Below are 24,706 nucleotides of genomic sequence, written 5' to 3' on the forward strand. Positions count from 1 at the left end.
ATCACAATAGCATTACATTTATTTTACCCATATTTCTTTTTTTTAACTCTTCATTTCTTGCTTCGTATATATTTATTATTTTATAAACATATGATCCGATATTTTTTTCAGACATCAAAAAATCTTTCCATATAATAGTTTTACCATCAAAAATATCTATATAATCCCAAAGGGCATCCAAGTTATTTCCAAAATATTCTCCTAACTCTGGAACTTGCTTGGATAATTGCTTATAAAAATCATCTGGAGAAAAAATTTCCTTTCCTTCAATTATTATTTCCATCTTCCAACCTCTTTAAATGTTTTATAATGATCTGTAGTAATAAATAATAAACCGTCACTTGAATATAATAATCTCGTTCCTGGTTGTTTATTTCTACCTATATTGTTACTAATACCAATATCAGCCTCATACCAAACTCTTCCATCTTTACTAGGTAATAAGTTACTTTCGTTTCTAAAAATATCCCCACCAATTTGCCCTTGTTTGAAAGGTTTGCCACTTGACCAATTATATAATTCTTTAGCTATATCCTTAGTTACATACTCATCAGGTAATTTTCCAGTTTTTTTCAAACTATCAATGACTAGAGCAGCATTTTGTTCTGCTTGTAAATCTAATTTTAATTTAGGATACAACGCAACATTCTCTGCCCCACTAGAAATCCTAACATCACCGTACTCATACCCCTGCGTTTTCCCCATAACAGGCAACTTATATTTGCCTGTTAAAAATGCCAATGGCTTCTCATTTGAAACCGTTTTGATTCCACCTAATGCCATCAGCGTATCACTTAGGGTCATGCTGTTATCAAGAATACGGTAAGCGTCCTCTTTGGACATTTGTCCTGACTTAGCTAAATCTAAGGCTAACTCTTCTTTTTGGCGTGTGAGTTCATCTTTCCCCACCAAAGCCTCATTTACCCGACCATAATCTCGCGTAAAGACCACAGAATATGGGCGATTGTCTTTGCTATTGTAGCTAACCGGTTGATATTGATCTGTCCAGCCGTTATAACTCGCTTTGGCTTTTTCGGCATCGGCGATCGCAGCGGAACAAGCGGATGAAGATTTACCAAAATCAGGGCAAACCGTTTTAATATGCTCTTGGCGATCTCGGTCGAGTTTTTCTAACTCATTGATTCGAGTTTGAATTTTCTCTTTTTCTTCAGTATCTGTTGTTAGCTGTAATGCTAAGCGTAGTTTGAGAAGTTCCTCCGCTTCTTGACGATAGAGGTAGTTATTTTCTACGACTCTTTTTCCGATTTCACTTCCTATAGCTGTATTTATTGTGGAATCTCCGGCTAATCCACCTGCAATTCCTGCTGCAATTTGACTTAATTGGGAAAGTGTTTGGCGTTCATTTTCGGTTAATTCATCGCCTTTTTTACCGTAATATTTTTCGGCAATAATTTGTGCAGTTAATTCACTGACAGAACCTGCAACCGCCCCAGTAGCCCCATTCACACCGGCCGCTTTGGCTTCAATGGCACCGAGTACCGCGTGCGCTAAAATGTTGGTCACTTTGCTGTTGTCGTCTTTCGTGAGTGCATGAATTTGGTTGTTCAACGTTGGCGAAAGCGCGGCAACGGCAATTTGTTCAGCAGGCGAACCGGCAAGTACCGTGCTGACAACGGCGGTAACGGTATCAATATTTTGTTTATTTTTGCCACCAATTTCCCAGGCTTTGACAGCCGCTTCAGCGGTTTTGTACGTCTCGCTGTCTTTGTTATGTTGCTGTTTAACTTTGTCAAATTCTGCCTGCGCCTCTTGACGTTTGTTGTCAACGTAGGTTTTCGCCGCTTCTTGTAGGTTTGCCACCGCCGTTTGCACCGCGGTTTGCTCTTGTAAAGTGCGGTCAAGATTTAAGGTGTTTTCAACCTGTTCATTCGCGTTTTTAATTTCGGTATTAATCCCCAACGCTTTCGCCGTGGTTTGGGTCGGTTGGCTGTCTTTGTTTAAGGTGATTTTCCCTTCCGTGAGCGTGGCTTTAGTGAGGCTGCTGTCCGATTGGCTTTCATGCAGCGGAATGCCAATGCCGCCGGTTAGGCCGGTTTCGCCTTTTTCACGCTTAAGCGTTTTGTCCGCATATTGCGCACGGGTTGGATTGCTGATTACCTTACCGTTTTTGTCATAAAGCGTATCGCTACTACGGCTCATTCCTACAGAGCCTGACAAGCTTGTCGCTTGGCTATGACTGTCGTTTTGAATATCTTCAAAAGTGAAGCGATTTGTGCTTAATTCGCTGTTTTCTGCGCTAGTTGAAGCAATCACACCGCCTTTTAAATGTATATTGTCGGCGTTAATATGATAACCGCCGTCTTCGGCGTAAAGCCCAGACTGTTCATTCACTTGGTTTCTGCGTGCAGTACCTTTGGCACTTGAGCCACTCAGACTAAAGCTCCACGCGCTGCCTAAACCCAACTCAAGCTGTAAGCCGGCGCTTTGACTACTTTGTTTTTGGTATTCGCGGTCTTGTAGGCTTTCAATATAAAGATTACCGCCACTATGGAGGTTAATGGTCTTCGCCGTTACACCGGCACCGATGAGGTTAGTATCCTTGCCACTTTGAATAAGCGAAACGCCACTTGTATCGAATACAAGCAGTAAATTTACCGCTAGAATTTGCAAAACCTTAATCATAAATAACCGCTTGTATTCTCCCTGTATTCTGCATTGTATGCTGTGAAAAATTCTTATGATGAAGAAACCTGTATTCTCAAGGTTTCTAACAAGATCAAAATTATAAATAGCATACTTTGTGGAACACCTCCTCTAAGCTATACATCTGAATCAATGTAAACATTAATATCTTTTCTTAAAGAACAAAAATTCAGAAACTTAATTGCTTCTGATTTATCTTCAGATAAAGAAATTACACCAAAACCACTATCATCATGTGGGTATACCGCCATATTTAACTTTGGATTTATAAAGAAACATACTTGTCCAACTACCTTTCCAAAGGTAAAAGCCATTATAATTTTACTGTAAAGCAAAAAATTTTCTGAATCAAAATTTATAGATAAAAAATTTGCTGGTATGTATTCGTATTTATCATCATTATCAAGATATTTTTTAAGTTTTCCATTATATGGTTTTAAAAAGCCAGTTTTTTTAGCAAAATTATATTCATCAATATATATTAGCGCTTCTGGATCTGAATAAGCATCATCATCATAAGCCATACAGTTAATAGAAAAGAAATCATCTAATGACCTCTTAAAATATTGCTCAAAAAGCTCTATTGCGACATCTATACTCTCTGGAATTTTGATTTTTCGGGCAGAAAAGTATCCGACCCAAAACTGACTACTTCTAAATCCTTTGAAATTTATTTTATCTAGCATAATGCTATTATTTATCGATTTTGATAATTTTTCCATCACTACGTCCTATCGTTATTTTTCGTGTTGGTGTTGGCGAATGTCCATTTAAACCAACTTTCCATTCACCAAATTTATCTGTATGTTCTGAATCGCTCTTTTGCCAAATTTCCCCTGTGTTTTTATTAATTTTATTTTTCCCCTTTGAAATAAAATCTTCAGGATGTGAATCTGGCGTTCGAACTATATCTCCAATCTCAGAATTATTAACCTTTTTCTTTGGTTTATCAGAGTAATCAACAGATTCTCTAGTAACAACATTATCTTCCCAATTACCAACATTGATTTCACTACCAGATATCACGCTTGTATCTACAACATCTGGTTTGACATCAACAATAGTCGAATCTTTATTTTCTTCTACTGGGTATGGCAATATTAATGGCTCATTAGGTTTTATCGGTGCTCCTTCTAATTTAGGTATATCGTCTGGATCTATCGCTATACTAGAAGCATATTTTTGACTTAATTGAGTGATGAATTTCTCTGTAACAACATCATTCCCCATCAACATAAGTGTAATAAGATGTTCTAACTCATCACTAGAAAGATTCTCTACTATGTGTGCAGCAACTATTGACGATACGCCTGTTTTAAGGGCTAATTCTACAACTTCTTTAGCTATAGCTTTACGACAACTAGGCAGCATATAACACCCCCTAGCTACAAGAGCCAGGGTATTATTCTCCACCGCCCGTTTCCCAATCTCGCCACTCACTCCGGCCGCGTAACCGCTATCTGCGGTCATTCCGCCGGCGATAGCACTGCCAATTTGGCTTAATGTGAGAATATTTTGTTTTTCCTCCTGGGTTAGGTCGTCTATTGTCTTGGTTTTGCCGTCTACGCCGTAAAGCTGTTCCGCCAGGGTGTGGGCGATGATTTCGGCACCGGCTGCCGCAACCGCGCCACTTGCTCCATTCACACCGGCCGCTTTGGCTTCAATGGCACCGAGTACCGCGTGCGCTAAAATGTTGGTCACTTTGCTGTTGTCGTCTTTCGTGAGTGCATGAATTTGGTTGTTCAACGTTGGCGAAAGCGCGGCAACGGCAATTTGTTCAGCAGGCGAACCGGCAAGTACCGTGCTGACAACGGCGGTAACGGTATCAATATTTTGTTTATTTTTGCCACCAATTTCCCAGGCTTTGACAGCCGCTTCAGCGGTTTTGTACGTCTCGCTGTCTTTGTTATGTTGCTGTTTAACTTTGTCAAATTCTGCCTGCGCCTCTTGACGTTTGTTGTCAACGTAGGTTTTCGCCGCTTCTTGTAGGTTTGCCACCGCCGTTTGCACCGCGGTTTGCTCTTGTAAAGTGCGGTCAAGATTTAAGGTGTTTTCAACCTGTTCATTCGCGTTTTTAATTTCGGTATTAATCCCCAACGCTTTCGCCGTGGTTTGGGTCGGTTGGCTGTCTTTGTTTAAGGTGATTTTCCCTTCCGTGAGCGTGGCTTTAGTGAGGCTGCTGTCCGATTGGCTTTCATGCAGCGGAATGCCAATGCCGCCGGTTAGGCCGGTTTCGCCTTTTTCACGCTTAAGCGTTTTGTCCGCATATTGCGCACGGGTTGGATTGCTGATTACCTTACCGTTTTTGTCATAAAGCGTATCGCTACTACGGCTCATTCCTACAGAGCCTGACAAGCTTGTCGCTTGGCTATGACTGTCGTTTTGAATATCTTCAAAAGTGAAGCGATTTGTGCTTAATTCGCTGTTTTCTGCGCTAGTTGAAGCAATCACACCGCCTTTTAAATGTATATTGTCGGCGTTAATATGATAACCGCCGTCTTCGGCGTAAAGCCCAGACTGTTCATTCACTTGGTTTCTGCGTGCAGTACCTTTGGCACTTGAGCCACTCAGACTAAAGCTCCACGCGCTGCCTAAATTTAAATCACTGCAGTGGTCGCGGCTAAGCAAAACACCACTTGTATCTAATACAAGCGGTAAATTTACCGCTAGAATTTGCAAAAATTTAATCATAAACAACCGCTTGCATTACCCCTGTGTTCTACATTGTATGCTGTGAATAATTTTTATGATGAAGAAAGCTGTATTTTCAAGGTTTGAAATGAGGTCAAATTATAAACAGCACTCTTTATTGAACACCTACTCATTTTTATTGAACTTACATATATATGTATATGTACTCAAATAATTCATACTCTCCATCTGTTATGGAAAATAAATACCTTTTATCTCTTTCCCATTTATAAAGACTAGTTATAAATAATTTTTTATAGAAATTAGGTTTCCCATAAGTTGATAAAGCATAAATATCTTTACTAACTTTTCTAGCTTCTATAAAGAGATTAAAGTCAAATTCAGAAATCTGGTTGAAAAATAACAACTTATCATTTGACATATATAACAAATTACTAATTGCTACTGAACTTTCTGATTCATCCGATGATTTAATTAGAGAGTAATAAAGCATATAATCATCATATTCATTTAACAATAATGCAAACACTGGAATAAAATCAAGATTTGCTCTAATGCATTTTTTTAAAAGGTTTCTTTTTATTATATTCTTTATTTTTATCCTATTCCTTAATATAAATTTAGAGGAAATATTACCAATTAAAAATGCTGTTGATATTATTGCTGAATATTTATCAGAATCAGATAATGATGTTAATATTTCTATAGCACATTTATCATCTAAATTTTCAATACCTAATAGATCATTAACAGCTATTCCCCAATCTTCAGAATTATACTCTAGTGTATCATCTAATATTTGCTCTACTATTTGTTTATAATTTATCATTCTATTCTAGCTCCTTTAACATTCTATTCACTTTATCAAGAGAATCTTGTTCAATTCTAATCCTTTCTTTGTGACCAGAATCCAACCCTCCTCTAAATTTAGTTTTCTCTGCCTTTCTTACCTTGATGCTATTTTCTAGAATAGTTTTTACTTCTAAAAGCTCCTCTTTATTGTAACCAATAGAATTTACCTTTTGTTTTAGGGAATTTCCATCCATATGGATTCGCCCATTATTTGTAACAGATGATTTTATATCTGTTACATTTGGGTTTAATTCACAACACTTATCATTATGCACCCAAACCCCAAGCTCACCGATATGGTGATCATCAACCATAATGTTATAAACCGTTGCATAACGATCTAACACATTTTGGCTAGCCCTCCGAATCAGTACACCTTATAAAACAAACATCTTAAATATCCATATCTACATAAAAGGTTACATCGTTACTTAAATCTTCAGGTAACGAAATAAAATCTAGCCACTTAGTCAAAATATCACAAAAAGCATTAAATCCTATTCTTTCTTCAGGAAAATAGTCATCTCCATAATATACAATGACTTTCTCCAAGGAAATTTCAGCCCCCATAGATTGCCCCCACATATCGAAATCCGAGATTTCTCCAGATTTTATTCTTTCAATTTTAGCTAAACCATTTTGGAGCCACTTTTTTTAGATGCTCAATTCCTAAACCTTCATCATTACCAAGAAATCCTGGTAAATTAGATCTTATCTGTTCATCTCCTCTATAAAGAGAACACCACGGTTCTTTAAAGTCTTTATGCCAAAAAATCTAACTTTCAGTTTATTATCCATTATTCAGCTGTTAAAACTCAATTTTTAACTTTATATTCTAATCTATAAGTAGTGTAAATTTTGGAACATCTCCATTTTGAGGATATTGACAAATAAACTCATACCATTTTCTTATAATTAGATCGAATGTTAAGAAATCTACTATAGTTTCTAATTCATTATCATCATATCCCCAATAAATAGTAACTACCCTTTTTGTTATATCTGCACCCCAATATTGCCCCCACATATCAAACCTATCTTTGATACCTCTCTTAATACAATCAATTTCAGTAATACCATCTGATAGCCATTTTTTTAGATATTCAATCCCTAATCCACCATCATCATTCAGGAATGCCCCCAAAGAACTATAAGGTTCAGAAATATTACAATCAGGTCTAAAAATATCATCATTAAACTCATCTGATATATACCAAGAAAATATTAGTTTCATATAAATTCTCCAATTTATTATTTCATTAATGGATACACCGTAGTATTAGGCTCTAAATACCCAGTTACTTTTACACCACTAGGTGTTTTTCCTTCCCACATATGCTTTCCATTTCTTGTGACAATAACTTTATTTTTATATGCTGCATCTACTTCAACTTTAATTCTACTAGCACTCCAAGTATCTGGGAACATTGTCGAATTCTTAGTTAATATTTTCCCTGTTTGAGGATCTACAGCACTGATTTTTGCTTGGTAAACGCCTAAAGCATTTTGCTCTCCTTTAGATATCACGGTTACATTACCATCTGCAATACTATGTCCACCAGTTAGTTGCCCTCTCTTATTAATTTCAACATTCAATATATGCCCATCAAAATCAATAGGAGCCGTTACACTAGAAACTCTTTTACTTGCCTGTTCATTAATATAATGCTCATTAGCCCTATTATTAATCGTTTCATTTAACGCTTTATCATATTTCGGGTTATTTACGCCTAAATTACCCACATCATCTATTTTAGATGTAAAGGCTGCTCCCGATTGTTTCGCAAGTTTAATCACTTTTTGAGCCGTTTTGGCAATGGTACCGCCTAAAACAAGATCTGTACCGGGTATAGCTGTGGCAGAGCCTTTTATATACCCCAACATTTCGCCGGCGAGAGTTGGATCATTTTCCATCGCATAACTCAGCAAATTACCCCATTCTTCTGCTGAGAGCTTAATGTTTTCAATGGTTTCGTTTGGATGCGCTATAACATAACCAATGCTTTTTACCGTTTCATCAATATGAATGAGACTTTCAACTGAACCGATAACATTATCAATGACGCCCTCCCCTTCAGCTTTTCTAAATGCCATCAAGAATTTCGTCGCTTTTTCTTCATCGCCATCAAAATAGATTTTGGCGATGTTCTCAACCATTTCGAAGTCAGTCATTGCGCCCATTGGAACATCATAAAAGTCATTATGTTCCACCGCCCGTTTCCCAATCTCGCCGCTCACTCCGGCCGCGTAACCGCTATCTGCGGTCATTCCGCCGGCGATAGCACTGCCAATTTGGCTTAATGTGAGAATATTTTGTTTTTCCTCCTGGGTTAGGTCGTCTATTGTCTTGGTTTTGCCGTCTACGCCGTAAAGCTGTTCCGCCAGGGTGTGGGCGATGATTTCGGCACCGGCTGCCGCAACCGCGCCACTTGCTCCATTCACACCGGCCGCTTTGGCTTCAATGGCACCGAGTACCGCGTGCGCTAAAATGTTGGTCACTTTGCTGTTGTCGTCTTTCGTGAGTGCATGAATTTGGTTGTTCAACGTTGGCGAAAGCGCGGCAACGGCAATTTGTTCAGCAGGCGAACCGGCAAGTACCGTGCTGACAACGGCGGTAACGGTATCAATATTTTGTTTATTTTTGCCACCAATTTCCCAGGCTTTGACAGCCGCTTCAGCGGTTTTGTACGTCTCGCTGTCTTTGTTATGTTGCTGTTTAACTTTGTCAAATTCTGCCTGCGCCTCTTGACGTTTGTTGTCAACGTAGGTTTTCGCCGCTTCTTGTAGGTTTGCCACCGCCGTTTGCACCGCGGTTTGCTCTTGTAAAGTGCGGTCAAGATTTAAGGTGTTTTCAACCTGTTCATTCGCGTTTTTAATTTCGGTATTAATCCCCAACGCTTTCGCCGTGGTTTGGGTCGGTTGGCTGTCTTTGTTTAAGGTGATTTTCCCTTCCGTGAGCGTGGCTTTAGTGAGGCTGCTGTCCGATTGGCTTTCATGCAGCGGAATGCCAATGCCGCCGGTTAGGCCGGTTTCGCCTTTTTCACGCTTAAGCGTTTTGTCCGCATATTGCGCACGGGTTGGATTGCTGATTACCTTACCGTTTTTGTCATAAAGCGTATCGCTACTACGGCTCATTCCTACAGAGCCTGACAAGCTTGTCGCTTGGCTATGACTGTCGTTTTGAATATCTTCAAAAGTGAATGTGTTTGTGGCTAATTCGCTGTTTTGTGCATTGGTTGAAGCAATCACGCCGCCTTTTAAATGCACATTAAACAGCATATTTTGTGCAACACCTCCAACATTCAATCTAGACTATATAAATTAATTTAAGCCACTGTCATTTACTATTTTCCTATTTTTACTATCGTAAGTAACGGAGCGAAAAAAACCTCTTATTAAAACAATGTACTCTTTATTTATTGAGGAATAAAAACAATATCCATATCCTTTTATTTTAGAGTCAAAAAATTCACAGTATGACTCAGGATTATTTGGCGTGGAACTCTTGAAAATATCACTAACCTCATCTAATCTTTTTGGGATGAAATTATTTTTAATAACAAATAGATCAATATTATTATGAATGTCATTAACTCTATTTTTTATACACACTCCATCTAATAAATAAAAAAAACAACTTAGTAAAACAAGCAAGGTAATAAAAATAAGTTTTTTCATAATTATTTACCTTTATTAATAAATATTGGTTGTGTTGTTTTATTATAGATACCTGAATGAGTACCATCATCATTTTTGGGTAATTGTGAATAATTAGGTGCAATCTGTGGATTTGTGGCTTTTAGTTCATTTACAAAATAGCCTTTTAACTGCTCCCCAAATGTTTTCATTGAACTAGGATTGAAATATCTAACACCAAACTCAGCTCCAAATCGATCAGATGGTAAATCTTCATATGAGTATGCAGAGTGTTTAGCAATTAAGCTATCAAATCTCTCTTGAATATACCCTTTTTGAATCGCATTATTAATTGCATATATATTTATTTCATTTTCATCAGCATTTAAGTAATTTAATATGGGGTTATATCCATAAATTGGGCTAGTTAAAGCAGGGTTAGATTTATAATATTCAATCTTATTTTTCAACTGTACTTTTTGTGAATATGCTTCCCCAGCATAAAACAAGAAATGCACCATATCAATCCACCCACCATTTTCAGTATAAATATATCTATCTTTTAAATGATTTAAAGGTCCTGTTGTTGCTGGCATTAAATCTAAATCAAGATCATTTAGTCTAAATAATGCATTTTCAGCATCTTTACCTGTGAGCAACCCCATTCGTGTACGGGTCATATTAAAAGAATTAACAAAGCCCTCTATTGTACCAGCTTGAGTTTGACTGACTTTATTATTCTCCACCGCCCGTTTCCCAATCTCACCACTCACTCCAGCCGCGTAACCGCTATCTGCGGTCATTCCTCCAGCAATAGCACTGCCGAGTTGGCTTAATGTGAGGATATTTTGTTTTTCCTCCTGGGTTAGGCCGTCTATTGTCTTGGTTTTGCCATCTACGCCGTAAAGCTGTTCCGCCAGGGTGTGGGCGATGATTTCGGCACCGGCTGCCGCAACCGCGCCACTTGCTCCATTCACACCGGCCGCTTTGGCTTCAATGGCACCGAGTACCGCGTGCGCTAAAATGTTGGTCACTTTGCTGTTGTCGTCTTTCGTGAGTGCATGAATTTGGTTGTTCAACGTTGGCGAAAGCGCGGCAACGGCAATTTGTTCAGCAGGCGAACCGGCAAGTACCGTGCTGACAACGGCGGTAACGGTATCAATATTTTGTTTATTTTTGCCACCAATTTCCCAGGCTTTGACAGCCGCTTCAGCGGTTTTGTACGTCTCGCTGTCTTTGTTATGTTGCTGTTTAACTTTGTCAAATTCTGCCTGCGCCTCTTGACGTTTGTTGTCAACGTAGGTTTTCGCCGCTTCTTGTAGGTTTGCCACCGCCGTTTGCACCGCGGTTTGCTCTTGTAAAGTGCGGTCAAGATTTAAGGTGTTTTCAACCTGTTCATTCGCGTTTTTAATTTCGGTATTAATCCCCAACGCTTTCGCCGTGGTTTGGGTCGGTTGGCTGTCTTTGTTTAAGGTGATTTTCCCTTCCGTGAGCGTGGCTTTAGTGAGGCTGCTGTCCGATTGGCTTTCATGCAGCGGAATGCCAATGCCGCCGGTTAGGCCGGTTTCGCCTTTTTCACGCTTAAGCGTTTTGTCCGCATATTGCGCACGGGTTGGATTGCTGATTACCTTACCGTTTTTGTCATAAAGCGTATCGCTACTACGGCTCATTCCTACAGAGCCTGACAAGCTTGTCGCTTGGCTATGACTGTCGTTTTGAATATCTTCAAAAGTGAAGCGATTTGTGCTTAATTCGCTGTTTTCTGCGCTAGTTGAAGCAATCACACCGCCTTTTAAATGTATATTGTCGGCGTTAATATGATAACCGCCGTCTTCGGCGTAAAGCCCAGACTGTTCATTCACTTGGTTTCTGCGTGCAGTACCTTTGGCACTTGAGCCACTCAGACTAAAGCTCCACGCGCTGCCTAAACCCAACTCAAGCTGTAAGCCGGCGCTTTGACTACTTTGTTTTTGGTATTCGCGGTCTTGTAGGCTTTCAATATAAAGATTACCGCCACTATGGAGGTTAATGGTCTTCGCTGTTACACCGGCACCTATTAGGTTCGTCTCTTTACCGCTTTGGAGATTAACGGTTTCGCTGTCGATGTAGGTATTATTGTGTGTGAGGTTATCGACCTTTTGCTTGCTGTTGCCATAGCCTACATTCGCATAAATTGACCAACCGGTTTTGGCACCGATACTAAATGCTGTGCCAACTTCCACGCCGGCATTAGTTTGTTTGCCTTGTTGGTACTGTGTGCTTTCACCTGCAAGCAAGTTGAGGTTATTTTTTGCTTGTAGATTGATTTTGCTGCCTGCAAGTCGTTCAGCATTTTTATCGTTACCGGTGATGCTTGTATTGATTGCCGTAAGATTACCGGCGGTCGCTTCAATGGTTACGTTTTTGCCATTAATCGTATTGCCTTGGCTTTGGGCTTCTTTGATAAGGTTGTTGCTACGGCTGTGTGCCACACCAAAACCGGCTTCCGCACGAAGCAAGGTGCCGTCAATATGGCCTTTTGTGGCATTGTAAATCGTGCTTCCCACCGTATAGCCTTTCGCTGCCAGCCCTAGCATATTGGCTGCCTTCGTACGGTCACTGGCGTTATCGGCTGTATTGACAGCGGTGTCCACCAAGTTCAACAAATCCAACAATGGCGATTTCACTCGGGCAAAGGTTCCCACTTTTAAATCGCTATTATGTTCACGGCTAGACATCGTGTCTTGCGCCGCATCAATCAGCACCTCTTGTGCTTGAATCGAGGTGTTCTGGGTGGATAAAATCTCGCTGCTGGTCTGATGAAAATCTTTACCGGCGGTCAGCGTTACATTACCCTCAAGGCTCGTTACTTGGCTGCCTTGGTGGGTTTTCTGATTGCCGTAAAAATCACGTAACTCACGATGATAACCGTAAAACTTCTCCGTTGGCGAAATATCAATCCCACCAACAGATTGCAGTTTGCTGTTTTCCGATTGACTCATTAATGTATTCGCAGTCGAAATCGTAAGGTTTCTGGCGGCGTTAATTTGCACATCCCCTTGACCGGCTAAAGTCGTGCCTTTTAACGCAATATCGCCGGATTGGGTCGCAAGCTGTGTTGAACCGCCTATCGATAACGTCGTGCCTTGGTCTTGAATCAGGCTGTTTTGGCCGTTTTCGCGGTTGTGGTGAACGCCGACTTTATTATCAATTGTCTGCGTACCATCCCATTGCAAACCTTGAGTTTTTTTCGCCGCACTTTGTGCTTGGGTGTGTATGGCAACGCCAAGGCGAATATTTTCTTTCGCGAGCAGCGTAGCGTTTCCTTCTGCCGTCAGTAATGCGCCTTGTGTGGTAATATCGTTATCTGTGGCAAGGAGGGTTAAATTACCACCGGCACGCAGTTCGCTGCTAACCGCTGTTTCCGTATGCGAGTGAGATTTCGCCTGGGTTTTGGTCGAGTGCGCATAGGTAGCGATACCTTGTGTAAAACGAATAATCGCATTACTTGATGCTTGCCCGGATTGCCCACTATTATTGACCCAAGATTTGAAGCTAATCTCTTTTTGTGCATTGGCTTTGTAATTATTTTTCGCCTCTTTAAATGGGTTATACAAGGTTTTCATCCCCAACCCGGACGATTTGGCATAACTTTCTTGATGAATATCTGCACTTTCTGTTGCCGCTAAAATATCTACCGATTTACCCTGTAAGCTCATATCTTGCCCCGAAGAAAGTTGAGCGGCTTCAAGGTGAAGACGGTCTTGCGCAATCAGTGAAACATTGCCATTTAAAGCTATCAACGCACTGCTCAATACTTGGGTGTTTGTCGTCTCTGTTGTATTTTTTATCTTGCTCTTTTCATAACCCACACTGGCTGTTGTGTCTGTCAGTGATGCTGTAAAACCAGATTTTTGGGTCTCCTCAAAATCACTGCGATGATAAGTATTTTGCGCCGTTGTTATCGATACATTTTCACCTGATACCTGAATATTTTTCTCCGCTAATAGCTGGCTGCCTTCCAGAGTCACATTACCTTGCGAGGATTGAACAAGAATATTTTCAGCCGCTAATGCCGAGCCTTGTTGTATATTTTCAGAGGCATGTGTGTAAGAAATTTTGGTTTTCTTACCTGTGACTTTATGACCGCTTTTCGTCTTATGATATTCTTCAAAATCTCTCAACGTACTCGCCGTCCCCAATACCACATCATTTTCCGCTAACAAAGCTAAACGTTGCTTCGCTTCCAACTGCGCCGCTTCGCTGTAAATGTTTTGACCACTTAGCACCACATCGCCTTTGCCTTGTACGCGGCTGATTTCGATGCCTTGTTGGCTTTCGTGGCGATAATGGTCGCCACTGCCTAGGTTTTCACTGTGTGCCGTAGAAAGTGCGGTTAAATTTAAAGCATTTTGGGCATTCAAGTAAGTGACGCCTGAGCCATCATTGATGATGTCTGCACCGGCAATGGTGAGATTCCCGGCGGCAATTTGTAACGTGCCATTTTCACCTTTGACATGTAGCAAGCCTTTGCGGTCAAGATGGGTGTCTTTGTAAGCATACCCATTAAGATTGACGTCATCGGTGCGTAAGGTGCTTTGGTGGGTCAAATTGCCTGTGACATTGAGCAATAGGGCATTTTCGGCGGTAATGTTGCCGGTGTTGTTCATATCGCCGTTGATGTTGGCGCTGAATATTTTGGCGGAAAGATTGCCACTGTTGGAAAGACGGTTGGCATTAAACAACGCCACATCACGTCCGGCAATCGTGCCTTGGTTGATGAGTTCTTGGGTTTTTAAGTCAAGGTTTTGAGCCGAAATCAACGCACCGTTAGCCTGTAAATCCCCCTCTTTGATGACTGCATACACTTTGGGCACCAGCACCTTTTGTTGGCTACCATCTTCTAGGGTCACGGTTTCTTCTTCCAGCCAAACAATATCAGAAGTTAGGCTTGCCACTTGACTTGGTGACAGAGAAACGCCGGGGCGTAAATTAAATTTTTGTGCAAAGGTGATACCGGCATCCATCAAGCCACGATATTGGCTGTCAAAATCCGTGTAGTCGCCCACAAAGTTTCTGCCCGTTAAGCGGTTGATTTGCTCTCGCACCAAACGCTGTTCATAATAGCCATCACCTAAACGTTTATGCACGTTTTCGTGGTCATGGCGTAGGGCGTTGTACATATAATCGGAGCTGAGCCAACGTTTTTGGTTGGTAAAAGCAGGGTCGGTTTCAACAAGTACACGGTTGGTTGGATTTGCATTGACCCGATACCACACATTCTGCAGAATCGCTAAATTCGGCTGAATACTGCGCACTTCTTGTTGTTCGTTCAGCGCAATGCGTATCAGTGGGCGAGCAAGCGAAACGCCGCTTGTATCGAATACAAGCGGTAAATTTACCGTTAGAATTTGCAAAATTTTAATCATAAATAACCGCTTGTATTACACCTGTGTTCTACATTGTATGCTGTGAACAATTGTTATGATGAAAAGGCCTGTATTAGCTTGTATTTTCAAGGCTTCTAACAAGGTAAAATTATAAGCAGCATACATTATGGAACACTTCCTACTTAATCGCTATCTCATATATAAAATCCACATTTTGGTTTTTTAGAGCATCTTTAATATTATTCAAGATAATCATATCATACTTTCTTGGTTTGAATTTACATATTAGTTTTATTACCATCTCTTTCTCTTTTGCTTCTGAAGTATTTAAATACACTTCTCCACTTTCCAAATAATAAAGATATAGATTTAGTTTATCTTTGAGAAAATAGAGATGTTCATCATTCCATTCTAAATGGTCAGTAATAATTAAAAAACACTGGTTACCCTCGATGTTTATAATGTCAATGCTGTTTTTATCTAAAATACTCATTTTATTTTCTCTCTAGTTTCTAACAAGATCAAATTATAAACAGTATACTTTGTGGAACACCTCCAAATTATTTATATTTTGAAATAAACCAAAAATAATAAATCGATATTATCAATGAGGCAACGGCAGATCTAAGATAAAGATCAGCCCCTGGGTATTTATTCCATTGGTAAGTTGCCAAAATAGTAAAAAAACAAATTCAAGCTAACTATAAACATAGTAAATACAATGCTTAAACAAAGAAAAAATAATAAAAAAACAAAAATAAAAACATATAATTTATTTTTCATTTCGGGCTATAAAAATAACACTTTTATAATAGCTAGCAATATAGGTATAACAAACCAAATTCTATAATATAAAAAAAGGATAAATCTTTTTATTATTGATTCAGTTTGTTCTTGATGTATAAGTTTACTTACATATATATCAGATAAATGTCTATATATTTCACCATTATCTCCCATAACTATACTTTCATCGTTAAATAATTCAGCAATTTCTATTAAAACTTTTAATGAAATTTCATCAGGATTAGAGAGCCATAAGCTATTATCATCATAAGATATAAAGAATTCATACTTATCTTTATAAAAAATTCTTTTTTCATAATCTACGGAGAATCCTAAACTTGTCATTTTGTTTGCAACTTGTTCAAAATCAGATAATATCTTATCAGAGCTAGGTTTATCTGAGTTATTTACAATAGATACATGATAGCCCATATTATTGCTCCTGCTTATCTGTAGCTATTTTATAAAGTTCTGCCCCTCCATTTAAAGAGCCCGCTCCCACTGGTAATTTTTGAGTATTGATTACGCCAACATTAGGCTTATATAATATAGGAATACCATAACCATAATGTTGCTCATATTTTCTTATATGTGCTCCCCACTGATTAGGAGTGGTTAAATCAGACCAAACTTTTGTTCCTGACCAACTTAAATCTGGTTGCTTACCGGTTGATTTATTTGCGCCTTTAAAATAACTATTTGCAGAATCAGATAACTTAGAAGCATACCCATAACTTTCTCCTAAAGAATCCCCCGTTGCTCTGTGAATCTTTGTTCCTGTAATAGCTGCGTTATTCATTATATTAACAGAATCTTTAGCTGCTGCATCTGCCGCTTTTGTAGCTTTTGCAACATCACTACCTATAACTACTGATTGCTTTGCCGTGTTACCGACTCTGTATGCGTCTAGCCCTGCACTTACTCCTGCAGGTAAGAATGGGACAGCAGTCGCAAAACTATCATAAATTAACCCTACTGCATCTATTACAGCAGAGCCATAATTGCCTTCATTTACGTTATATACGAGCGAGGTTGTTCCTATTGCAATATTTGCAACATCCCAAGCAGTTTCAGGTGTAATGGCATTATTCTCCACCGCCCGTTTCCCGATCTCACTCCCCATAGCCGCACTTGCAGTACCATCATTAGCAATGAATGTGGATGCCAAACCACTTGCCACTTGGCTTAAGAACACCACATTTTGCTTTTCATTTTCCGTGAGTTCTTCGGCTTTTTTGCCGTTGTAGAGTGTGTTGGTGATAACCATGGCGGCGGCTTCGCCTGTGGTGGCTGCCGCGGCACCGGCTAGGGCGTTGTTGCCTGTTACTTGCGCTTCAAGGGCCCCCAGAATGGCGTGTGCAGCTAAGTTAGCGGTTTTATCAACATTGCCGTCTTTATCGGTCGTCCATTGTTTGATTTGTTCATTTAAATACGGCGATGCCAATCCCACGGCTGCTTGTTCAATACTGCCGCCTGCAATACCTTGTAATGCGGCGGTAACCGCTTGAATGGCTCTGCCTTTTGTGCTGCCGATGCCGTAATTATCATCATAACTCGCTTGAAGTGCGGTGAGATTTTGTTGTGCTTTTTGATAGACGGTCGATTTTTCTAAGTCCTCTTGGCTAATGCCTTTTTCTTTAGCGTCTGCTTGAAGTTTGCCGACCTCTAATTTAGCTTTTTCAATGGCTTCGCGTTCTTTAAAGGTATAAATGCCTACTAAATTGGAAGCGATTTCACCCACTAATTTCGCTGCTTCTTGATTTTCTTGGGCTTTGGCTAAGTCTTGTTTTTTGACTTTTTCGTTTGTGTTTTCAGTATTGCGATTGATGTTTTGTGCGTTTTTATCTTCCGTAATAAGCGCGATATTTGCCCCAATCGCGGATTTTGTGGTGCTGTAGTTGGTGTCATGTTGATTGCCCAGTGCGCTCATCGCCATCGTCATAGCGCCCATCGCGCCAGTTCCAACAGCGGCACTTTCGGTTTTTAACTCGCTATGGTTTTTAATCTCTGTGGCACGGATGGTTTGCGTGTTGAGTTTGTTGTGGTCGGCATCCGCATTGCTGGTAATCACCGCGCCATTTAACTGCGTATGTCCGTTCACGGTCACATCCATGCCACCTTTGCCAAGCTCAAAACTATCGCCGTTAAAGCCAACATTGTTCCTAATATCCTTTTTTACAAAAATCGAAGAATTAACACTCAAAGGAAAAATACGTCCAAAATCAACCGCACTTTCAGTTGACTCTGTTTTTATTCGTGATGAATTATCCGAGTATTTTGCGAACTCAGATATGGCAACAAACAGAGATAAAGTGCGGTCGTGAATTACATGGAATTTGTTTTTGTTCATATTTTTTACCAAGTTTAACATTGTGCACAATTAAAAAATCTAATATCTATCTTTATGGTAAAAAATCCATCCTGCGACACTAATAAATATAAATGGGAAATACTCTAAAGTATCTAATAACGCAGATATATTAAACTTTCCTGTTTCAATGAAGATATTTAATACCGCAAAAAAAAATATTAGTATTGTGGTCAATAGAGCTTGAAAAAAACCATTCATTACTACTTTCTCTCCTGTGAACTAACATTGTCAAAGTACAATTCACTACCTTTAAGAACACTTTCTCGGAAAAATATAGATGAAGGTGTTTTAGGTAAATACTTATCGATGAACTCTCCTTCAAGTCCTGTCGCAATATTTTTTGTGATATTTCCATTTCCTGTTGTTATCTTATCTATAGCGATACTACTTAATACACTTGTTGATAGCGGTAAATTACCTAACAATAGACCTTTTTCTGTTTCAATACCAACCGTGTAAATCGAATTATAAATATTCTCTTTTGTTAATGGTTTAGGGTTATTGTTTTTAGTGTAATCATAAATTTCACCTAATGCAGCCGCTGATCCAGTAGCAGCACCATTTACCACCGTAGTCTTCATCGGTGCGTCACTTGCCGCTTTAAACACATTACCTACAGCCGTAGACGAAGATGTTAATAGTTTTTCTAATGCCTTACTAAAATGGATTTCAGCTGCGACACCAAGTGTCAACATTTCATCTGTTGCCATTCCAGAAACCCATTTTTCTCCTGCTGATGTCAATTTTTTTGTAGTAAATGAGAGTCCCTCAGTTGTTAATTTAAACCCACCTCCGACTAAAAGGTCTTCAAAAATGACCGGTTCCAATGGTGTTTCTTTATTATAAATATCATAGCGACCAGTAATTTTTTCTAATTCGGAAAGTGGTGAACTTAAATTGCGACCAGAAAACTCATAAGCAGCCCCATTTTCAGTTCTTATTGCTACAACCGATTGATCGACTAACGCTCTAAATTGCTCTTGTTTTGATTTGTCATTTTCTAATGACGCAACAAATTCTTTATCCTTAGCAAGTGCGGTTAATTTGGCTAATGTTTCATCACCTAGCAAAGCCACGCTTGGCGTTAATTGGCTGTCACTATAACTGCTTTCAATACGATTACTTAACCAAGCATTATCCCAGCCGGTATAATTTGATGTATAGACATATTTTGCACCATAGGTACTGCCTTCATAAGCTAAGTCAGCCCGTGCCTTACAAGATTCAGAATTACCACCTAATTTACAAGCAGCTTCAATGGCTTTTGAATTTTCCTGATCTATCTTTTCATATTTATCATTAACCGCAATTACACAAGAACGATCACCACCACATTGGCGAATTTCAGATTGATAATTCTGCCAATCCTGTTTTGATAAGTAATTATTCTCCACCGCCCGTTTCCCAATCTCACTCCCCATAGCCGCACTTGCAGTACCATCATTAGCAATGAATGTGGATGCCAAACCACTTGCCACTTGGCTTAAGAACACCACATTTTGCTTTTCATTTTCCGTGAGTTCTTCGGCTTTTTTGCCGTTGTAGAGTGTGTTGGTGATAACCATGGCGGCGGCTTCGCCTGTGGTGGCTGCCGCGGCACCGGCTAGGGCGTTGTTGCCTGTTACTTGCGCTTCAAGGGCCCCCAGAATGGCGTGTGCAGCTAAGTTAGCGGTTTTATCAACATTGCCGTCTTTATCGGTCGTCCATTGTTTGATTTGTTCATTTAAATACGGCGATGCCAATCCCACGGCTGCTTGTTCAATACTGCCGCCTGCAATACCTTGTAATGCGGCGGTAACCGCTTGAATGGCTCTGCCTTTTGTGCTGCCGATGCCGTAATTATCATCATAACTCGCTTGAAGTGCGGTGAGATTTTGTTGTGCTTTTTGATAGACGGTCGATTTTTCTAAGTCCTCTTGGCTAATGCCTTTTTCTTTAGCGTCTGCTTGAAGTTTGCCGACCTCTAATTTAGCTTTTTCAATGGCTTCGCGTTCTTTAAAGGTATAAATGCCTACTAAATTGGAAGCGATTTCACCCACTAATTTCGCTGCTTCTTGATTTTCTTGGGCTTTGGCTAAGTCTTGTTTTTTGACTTTTTCGTTTGTGTTTTCAGTATTGCGATTGATGTTTTGTGCGTTTTTATCTTCCGTAATAAGCGCGATATTTGCCCCAATCGCGGATTTTGTGGTGCTGTAGTTGGTGTCATGTTGATTGCCCAGTGCGCTCATCGCCATCGTCATAGCGCCCATCGCGCCAGTTCCAACAGCGGCACTTTCGGTTTTTAACTCGCTATGGTTTTTAATCTCTGTGGCACGGATGGTTTGCGTGTTGAGTTTGTTGTGGTCGGCATCCGCATTGCTGGTAATCACCGCGCCATTTAACTGCGTATGTCCGTTCACGGTCACATCCATGCCACCTTTGCCAAGATGGATGCCAGTTTGTTCGTTCACTTGTGCAGTATCTAATTTAGCACGAGTATAAGATGCGCTAGCAGAAGCACCGCCACCCGACCCATAAGCCACAGAACCACTTGCGCTAGCTTGGGTATTTTTACTGGTGTATTTTTCACTATCCTGGCGACTTTGTAGCGTTAAGCTGTTGAGTTTTGCTTTCCAACTATCTGCTTGGATGGTTGCTGCATCAAGGGTTAAACCACCTCGGTCACTATAGGTTTCAAGGTTTTTAACGTTCCAATGATTGTTTTGCCATGTTTCACTGTCGATATTCGTTTTGCCTTTGCCAAGACTTGCACCGCCCTCAAGACCAATACCGAAACTATCGCCGTTAAAACCGACAAAGACCCCAAAAGATGCGCTACTGTTTTTACTGGTGGTGTAGCTGGAATAAGTATCTTTTACACCCCGAGATTCAATCCCTAATTTTGCCTTGATGTTGGCATTTTCCGCTTGAATATCAACGCCGTGAAATAATGCTTTGCCTTCCGTTGCTGTCGCAATCACATTACCGGCTGAAAGCACCGATTTATCATGGGTGACTGAATAGGTATCGGTCTTGGTTTTTTGTTTGCTGGTGCCGTAACCAATCGATATTTTTACCGCTGGATTTTCAGCGGCGGCTGCATTTTTATTGAGATTGTCTAATTGCTCAAGTTGACTGAGCGTCTCTGAGACTTTCTCCAGATTTTGTGCGGCTTGCGCTATCTCTGTGGCGGCCTTCACCGCATACAAGGATTGCAATCGACTGCTTTGGGTTTGTTTTAATTGACGAACGGTATTGTAAGTTGCTAAAGCAGCATCTGTCACCGGTGTGGACAGCGCAATCGTCAACCCCGACTGTTTATATTCATGAGATTCGTGGCTTTCGATGCGGTCTTTGCCGGCCTCAATTGTGAGGCTTTCCCCTTGAATCGACAGGGTTTTATCTTGTTGGGCGATTAAATCTGTGCCTAACACATTGGCGTGTTTGCCCGCTTGAATGCTGACATTGCCGTTAAGTGAACCAATGGCACTGCGTGCGTCAGATTGTGTCCAGCCTTCGGTGTCAAAGGTATGTTTTTCGGATTTTGAACCAAAGGTAATGCCTGCGCTGCCACCGGTAAACACCCCAGAGGTTTTCTTGGTTTCGCGGTATTCGTCTTTAAAATGATTGGTGCCGGCTAAAATATTGATATTTTCTACCGCGCTTAGGGATACATCCTTATCCGCAACCATTTGCACTGCCGTGGCATGAAGATTTTTACCTGCCATCACCTGAATCTGTTCGCCGGATAATTGGCTTCCTACCAGCGTTTCCGCCGCTTGATGTAAATCTGTGGTTTTAGTGGTTTTGGCAAGGCTGCCGCTTTTGTATTTATGATGCTCTTCAAGATGGGTACTTGTAGTCGCCGTACCTAATATAATGTTATTTTCAGCCAGTAGGGCTAGGCGGTTGTCCGCTTCCAATTGCGCCGCTTCGCTTTGAATGGTGTTGCCGGATAACATCACATCACCTTTGCCTTGCACGCGGCTGATTGCGATGCCTTGGTGGCTTTCGTGGCGATAATGGTCGCCACTACCTAGGTTTTCACTGTGTGCCGTAGAAAGTGCGGTTAAATTTAGGGCGTTTTGGGCGCTTAAGTAAGTTGTGCCCGAGCCGTCATTGATGATGTCTGCGCCCGTAATGGTGAAATTACCGGCGGCAATTTGTAACGTGCCGTTTTCGCCTTTAACATGCAGCAAACCTTTGCGGTCAAGGTGGGTGTTTTGGTAGGCGTAGCCGTGTAGGTTGACGTCATCGGTGCGCAAGGTGCTTTGGTGGGTTAAATTGCCCGTAACATTGAGCAATAGGGCATTTTCGGCAGTCATGTTGCCTGTATTGTCCATATCGCCCTTGATGTTGGCACTGAATATTTTGGCGGAAAGATTGCCGCTGTTGGTAAGGCGGTTGGCATTAAACATCGCCACATCACGCCCTGCAATCGTCCCTTGGTTAATTAACGTTTGGGTGTTTAAGTCAAGGTTTTTTGCGGAAATCAACGCCCCGCTAGCCTGTAAATCTCCCTCTTTGACCACGGCATACACTTTGGGTACCAGCACCTTTTGCTGACTGCCGTCTTCTAAGGTAATGGTTTCTTCTTCCAGCCAAACGATGTCTGACGTTAAGCTTGCCACTTGACTCGGTGACAGAGAAATCCCCGGACGTAAATTAAATTTTTGCGCAAAGGTGATGCCGGCATCCATCAAGCCGCGATATTGGCTGTCAAAATCCGTGTAATTGCCTAAGAATGGTCTACCCGTTAAGCGGTTGATTTGCTCACGCACCAAACGCTGCTCATAATAGCCATCCCCCAAGCGTTTATGGGTGTTTTCGTGGTCATGGCGTAGGGCGGTGTACATATAATCGGAACTGAGCCAGTTTTTATGCCGGGTAAAATTCGGGTCGGTTTCGATTAATACATGGCTGTCGGCTTGCGGGTTAATGCGGTACAAGCTTTGGGTTGGTAGGCGAGTATCTGCCTTTATCGAACGCACTTCAAGCCCATCTTGGCGTGTCGAAATATGGATGTCGTTGTAAGCAGAAAGTGCGGTTAAATTGACGTTGTTTTGGGGTGTCATCACATTATTAACGGCTTTTGCATTGACATAATTCGGCTGTGTCTGTGGATTTTTGTGGGTCTCAACCACAAAAATATTCATGTCTTTGTGTTCGGTTTTGAGGCGTTTTAATTCACCATGACTATTGTATTTGCGTTGAAAATAGCGTTTAAACCCACCGCGCCATTTGGTGTAGGTAAAGTCGCGATTGCCTTGTTCAATGGTTTGGAAAATCGCATCCACATCATCGCGATTTGTTAGTTGGGTTAACTCGCCCGTTAAATTTCCACCGGAAATCACCGCACTTTTATCGTTGAGAAAACGCTTGGTGCGATAAGTGATATCTCCACCCGCTAAGATTTGTGCCGGTAAGCTGGTTTGGGTGACATTTTCACGCGTAATTTCACGATTAACGTTTAATTCCCAGAAATCACTGTATACTGTGCCAATAATTCTGTTATTTTGTGCTTCAATGGCTTCTGACAAGGCTTTATAAGTATTGGCGTATTTATTCGTCCATGCGATATAAGGGGCAAGCAAGGTATAATCTTGGCGTTCTTGTGGTGTTGGGTTAGTCGGTAAACCTGACTTGGCGATTTCTTGTTCACGAGCGTCAAGCTCAGCGTCCGTTAAAAGCGCTTCCGTTTCCACTATGCGAGCTAATGCTGCGGTCATTTCCGGCGTTAATGGCGGCATATCTTCTGCCGGTGGTGTAATATGGAAATAACCCCAAACCGCACTGTCTTTGGTATAAATACCGGCTTTGCTTAAGTTGCAATGCCCTTGACTATCACAAGAAATATCATTTGGCATGGCAAGTGCTGTAGTACCGGTCAATTTCGTATCCTTGCCAACAACCGGATAATCTTTATCTGCATAGGCATGGGCGTATTTCCATGTACGACTAAAGCTAAATTTTTTGAGTTGTGATACCGGAATGGCAGTAACATTGCCGTCATCATAAACTGCCGCACCGGTCGGGATAATATACGCCTTATTCACTGTTTTATTGCCGGTTTCTTGTACTTCTGAGCGATAGTGAATATTGTTGTTTTCAATATCATCAATATTTAAGGCGATATGTTTATCTGCTTCCACAAGGCTGCTGTTATTGCGAAAAACAGCCGTATTGCCTGTTGCTTGATGATTTTCATCCAACTGACGACCAAATTGAATATCGCCACCACTATAAATAAAGGCTCCCCCTTTTTTATTGGGGCTGTAATCGTCCGTTTGGTTCAGGATTTCGCGCGCGCCTAAGTCCAAGCGTTGGCGTGCAGCAATGGTTGCAGAAGAGACTTTGCCGGCAAGGGTTTCATCTTTATTTTGGATGCGGTCGGCTT

At 40.8% G+C, this 24,706-nt stretch carries 15 protein-coding genes; all 15 read right to left on the reverse strand.

The window, feature by feature from the left end:
• Position 1: 1 nt before the first annotated feature.
• Entirely contained in the window at positions 2 to 283 is a 282-nt protein-coding gene (locus tag Q0O89_RS03760; protein WP_293730378.1) for a barstar family protein, read from the reverse strand.
• The gene (locus Q0O89_RS03765) at positions 274 to 2,643 is read right to left on the reverse strand and encodes a VENN motif pre-toxin domain-containing protein (RefSeq protein ID WP_293730379.1); all 2,370 of its coding nucleotides are present in this window, start codon (positions 2,641 to 2,643) and stop codon (positions 274 to 276) included. Before Q0O89_RS03765 ends, Q0O89_RS03760 begins: the two co-directional genes overlap by 10 nt.
• A 137-nt stretch (positions 2,644 to 2,780) precedes the next feature.
• Positions 2,781 to 3,386 carry a hypothetical protein gene (locus Q0O89_RS03770; RefSeq protein ID WP_293730380.1) on the reverse strand — a complete coding sequence of 202 codons (606 nt, stop codon included), beginning with the start codon at positions 3,384 to 3,386 and terminating at the stop codon, positions 2,781 to 2,783.
• Complete coding sequence (locus Q0O89_RS03775) at positions 3,358 to 5,355, reverse strand: VENN motif pre-toxin domain-containing protein (protein ID WP_293730381.1); 1,998 nt, start codon at positions 5,353 to 5,355, stop codon at positions 3,358 to 3,360. Before Q0O89_RS03775 ends, Q0O89_RS03770 begins: the two co-directional genes overlap by 29 nt.
• A 145-nt stretch (positions 5,356 to 5,500) precedes the next feature.
• Positions 5,501 to 6,145: a hypothetical protein gene (locus tag Q0O89_RS03780; RefSeq protein ID WP_293730382.1), complete on the reverse strand. Its 645-nt coding sequence runs from the start codon at positions 6,143 to 6,145 to the stop codon at positions 5,501 to 5,503.
• A gap of 1 nt (position 6,146) precedes the next feature.
• Positions 6,147 to 6,515 carry a hypothetical protein gene (locus Q0O89_RS03785; RefSeq protein WP_293730383.1) on the reverse strand — a complete coding sequence of 123 codons (369 nt, stop codon included), beginning with the start codon at positions 6,513 to 6,515 and terminating at the stop codon, positions 6,147 to 6,149.
• A 46-nt stretch (positions 6,516 to 6,561) separates the two neighbouring features.
• Positions 6,562 to 6,753, reverse strand: a complete 192-nt coding sequence (locus Q0O89_RS03790) for a hypothetical protein (protein WP_293730384.1) — start codon at positions 6,751 to 6,753, stop codon at positions 6,562 to 6,564.
• Between the two features lie 250 nt (positions 6,754 to 7,003).
• Positions 7,004 to 7,402 (reverse strand): hypothetical protein, encoded by a 399-nt coding sequence (locus tag Q0O89_RS03795; RefSeq protein ID WP_293730385.1) that lies wholly within the window; start codon positions 7,400 to 7,402, stop codon positions 7,004 to 7,006.
• Between the two features lie 17 nt (positions 7,403 to 7,419).
• Positions 7,420 to 9,447: an EndoU domain-containing protein gene (locus Q0O89_RS03800; RefSeq protein WP_293730386.1), complete on the reverse strand. Its 2,028-nt coding sequence runs from the start codon at positions 9,445 to 9,447 to the stop codon at positions 7,420 to 7,422.
• A gap of 42 nt (positions 9,448 to 9,489) precedes the next feature.
• On the reverse strand, positions 9,490 to 9,846 hold the full coding sequence (locus Q0O89_RS03805; RefSeq protein WP_293730387.1) for a hypothetical protein: 357 nt from the start codon (positions 9,844 to 9,846) through the stop codon (positions 9,490 to 9,492).
• 2 nt (positions 9,847 to 9,848) lie between these two features.
• Positions 9,849 to 15,212: a hemagglutinin repeat-containing protein gene (locus Q0O89_RS03810; RefSeq protein WP_293730388.1), complete on the reverse strand. Its 5,364-nt coding sequence runs from the start codon at positions 15,210 to 15,212 to the stop codon at positions 9,849 to 9,851.
• Between the two features lie 139 nt (positions 15,213 to 15,351).
• Positions 15,352 to 15,666 (reverse strand): DUF6572 domain-containing protein, encoded by a 315-nt coding sequence (locus tag Q0O89_RS03815; protein ID WP_135711126.1) that lies wholly within the window; start codon positions 15,664 to 15,666, stop codon positions 15,352 to 15,354.
• Positions 15,667 to 15,962: 296 nt separating this feature from the next.
• Positions 15,963 to 16,391: a hypothetical protein gene (locus tag Q0O89_RS03820; RefSeq protein WP_135711127.1), complete on the reverse strand. Its 429-nt coding sequence runs from the start codon at positions 16,389 to 16,391 to the stop codon at positions 15,963 to 15,965.
• Position 16,392: 1 nt separating this feature from the next.
• A complete protein-coding gene (locus Q0O89_RS03825) occupies positions 16,393 to 18,309 on the reverse strand; it encodes a VENN motif pre-toxin domain-containing protein (RefSeq protein WP_293730389.1) in 1,917 nt (638 codons plus the stop codon).
• A 221-nt stretch (positions 18,310 to 18,530) separates the two neighbouring features.
• Positions 18,531 to 24,706 (reverse strand): hemagglutinin repeat-containing protein (locus Q0O89_RS03830; protein WP_293730391.1); only part of this gene is annotated, 6,176 nt, incomplete at its 5' end.

The sequence above is a fragment of the uncultured Actinobacillus sp. genome, from assembly GCF_945915845.1.
GTDB lineage: Bacteria > Pseudomonadota > Gammaproteobacteria > Enterobacterales > Pasteurellaceae > Exercitatus.

What these genes read in the sequence shown, in the direction of transcription:
- Q0O89_RS03810 (WP_293730388.1), bottom strand. Translation starts at nt 15,212, where the DNA reads ATGATTAAAATTTTGCAAATTCTAACGGTAAATTTACCGCTTGTATTC.
- Q0O89_RS03775 (WP_293730381.1), bottom strand. Translation starts at nt 5,355, where the DNA reads ATGATTAAATTTTTGCAAATTCTAGCGGTAAATTTACCGCTTGTATTA.
- Q0O89_RS03820 (WP_135711127.1), bottom strand. Translation starts at nt 16,391, where the DNA reads ATGGGCTATCATGTATCTATTGTAAATAACTCAGATAAACCTAGCTCT.
- Q0O89_RS03825 (WP_293730389.1), bottom strand. Translation starts at nt 18,309, where the DNA reads ATGAACAAAAACAAATTCCATGTAATTCACGACCGCACTTTATCTCTG.
- Q0O89_RS03800 (WP_293730386.1), bottom strand. Translation starts at nt 9,447, where the DNA reads ATGCTGTTTAATGTGCATTTAAAAGGCGGCGTGATTGCTTCAACCAAT.
- Q0O89_RS03795 (WP_293730385.1), bottom strand. Translation starts at nt 7,402, where the DNA reads ATGAAACTAATATTTTCTTGGTATATATCAGATGAGTTTAATGATGAT.
- Q0O89_RS03765 (WP_293730379.1), bottom strand. Translation starts at nt 2,643, where the DNA reads ATGATTAAGGTTTTGCAAATTCTAGCGGTAAATTTACTGCTTGTATTC.
- Q0O89_RS03815 (WP_135711126.1), bottom strand. Translation starts at nt 15,666, where the DNA reads ATGAGTATTTTAGATAAAAACAGCATTGACATTATAAACATCGAGGGT.
- Q0O89_RS03805 (WP_293730387.1), bottom strand. Translation starts at nt 9,846, where the DNA reads ATGAAAAAACTTATTTTTATTACCTTGCTTGTTTTACTAAGTTGTTTT.
- Q0O89_RS03790 (WP_293730384.1), bottom strand. Translation starts at nt 6,753, where the DNA reads ATGTGGGGGCAATCTATGGGGGCTGAAATTTCCTTGGAGAAAGTCATT.
- Q0O89_RS03760 (WP_293730378.1), bottom strand. Translation starts at nt 283, where the DNA reads ATGGAAATAATAATTGAAGGAAAGGAAATTTTTTCTCCAGATGATTTT.
- Q0O89_RS03770 (WP_293730380.1), bottom strand. Translation starts at nt 3,386, where the DNA reads ATGGAAAAATTATCAAAATCGATAAATAATAGCATTATGCTAGATAAA.
- Q0O89_RS03780 (WP_293730382.1), bottom strand. Translation starts at nt 6,145, where the DNA reads ATGATAAATTATAAACAAATAGTAGAGCAAATATTAGATGATACACTA.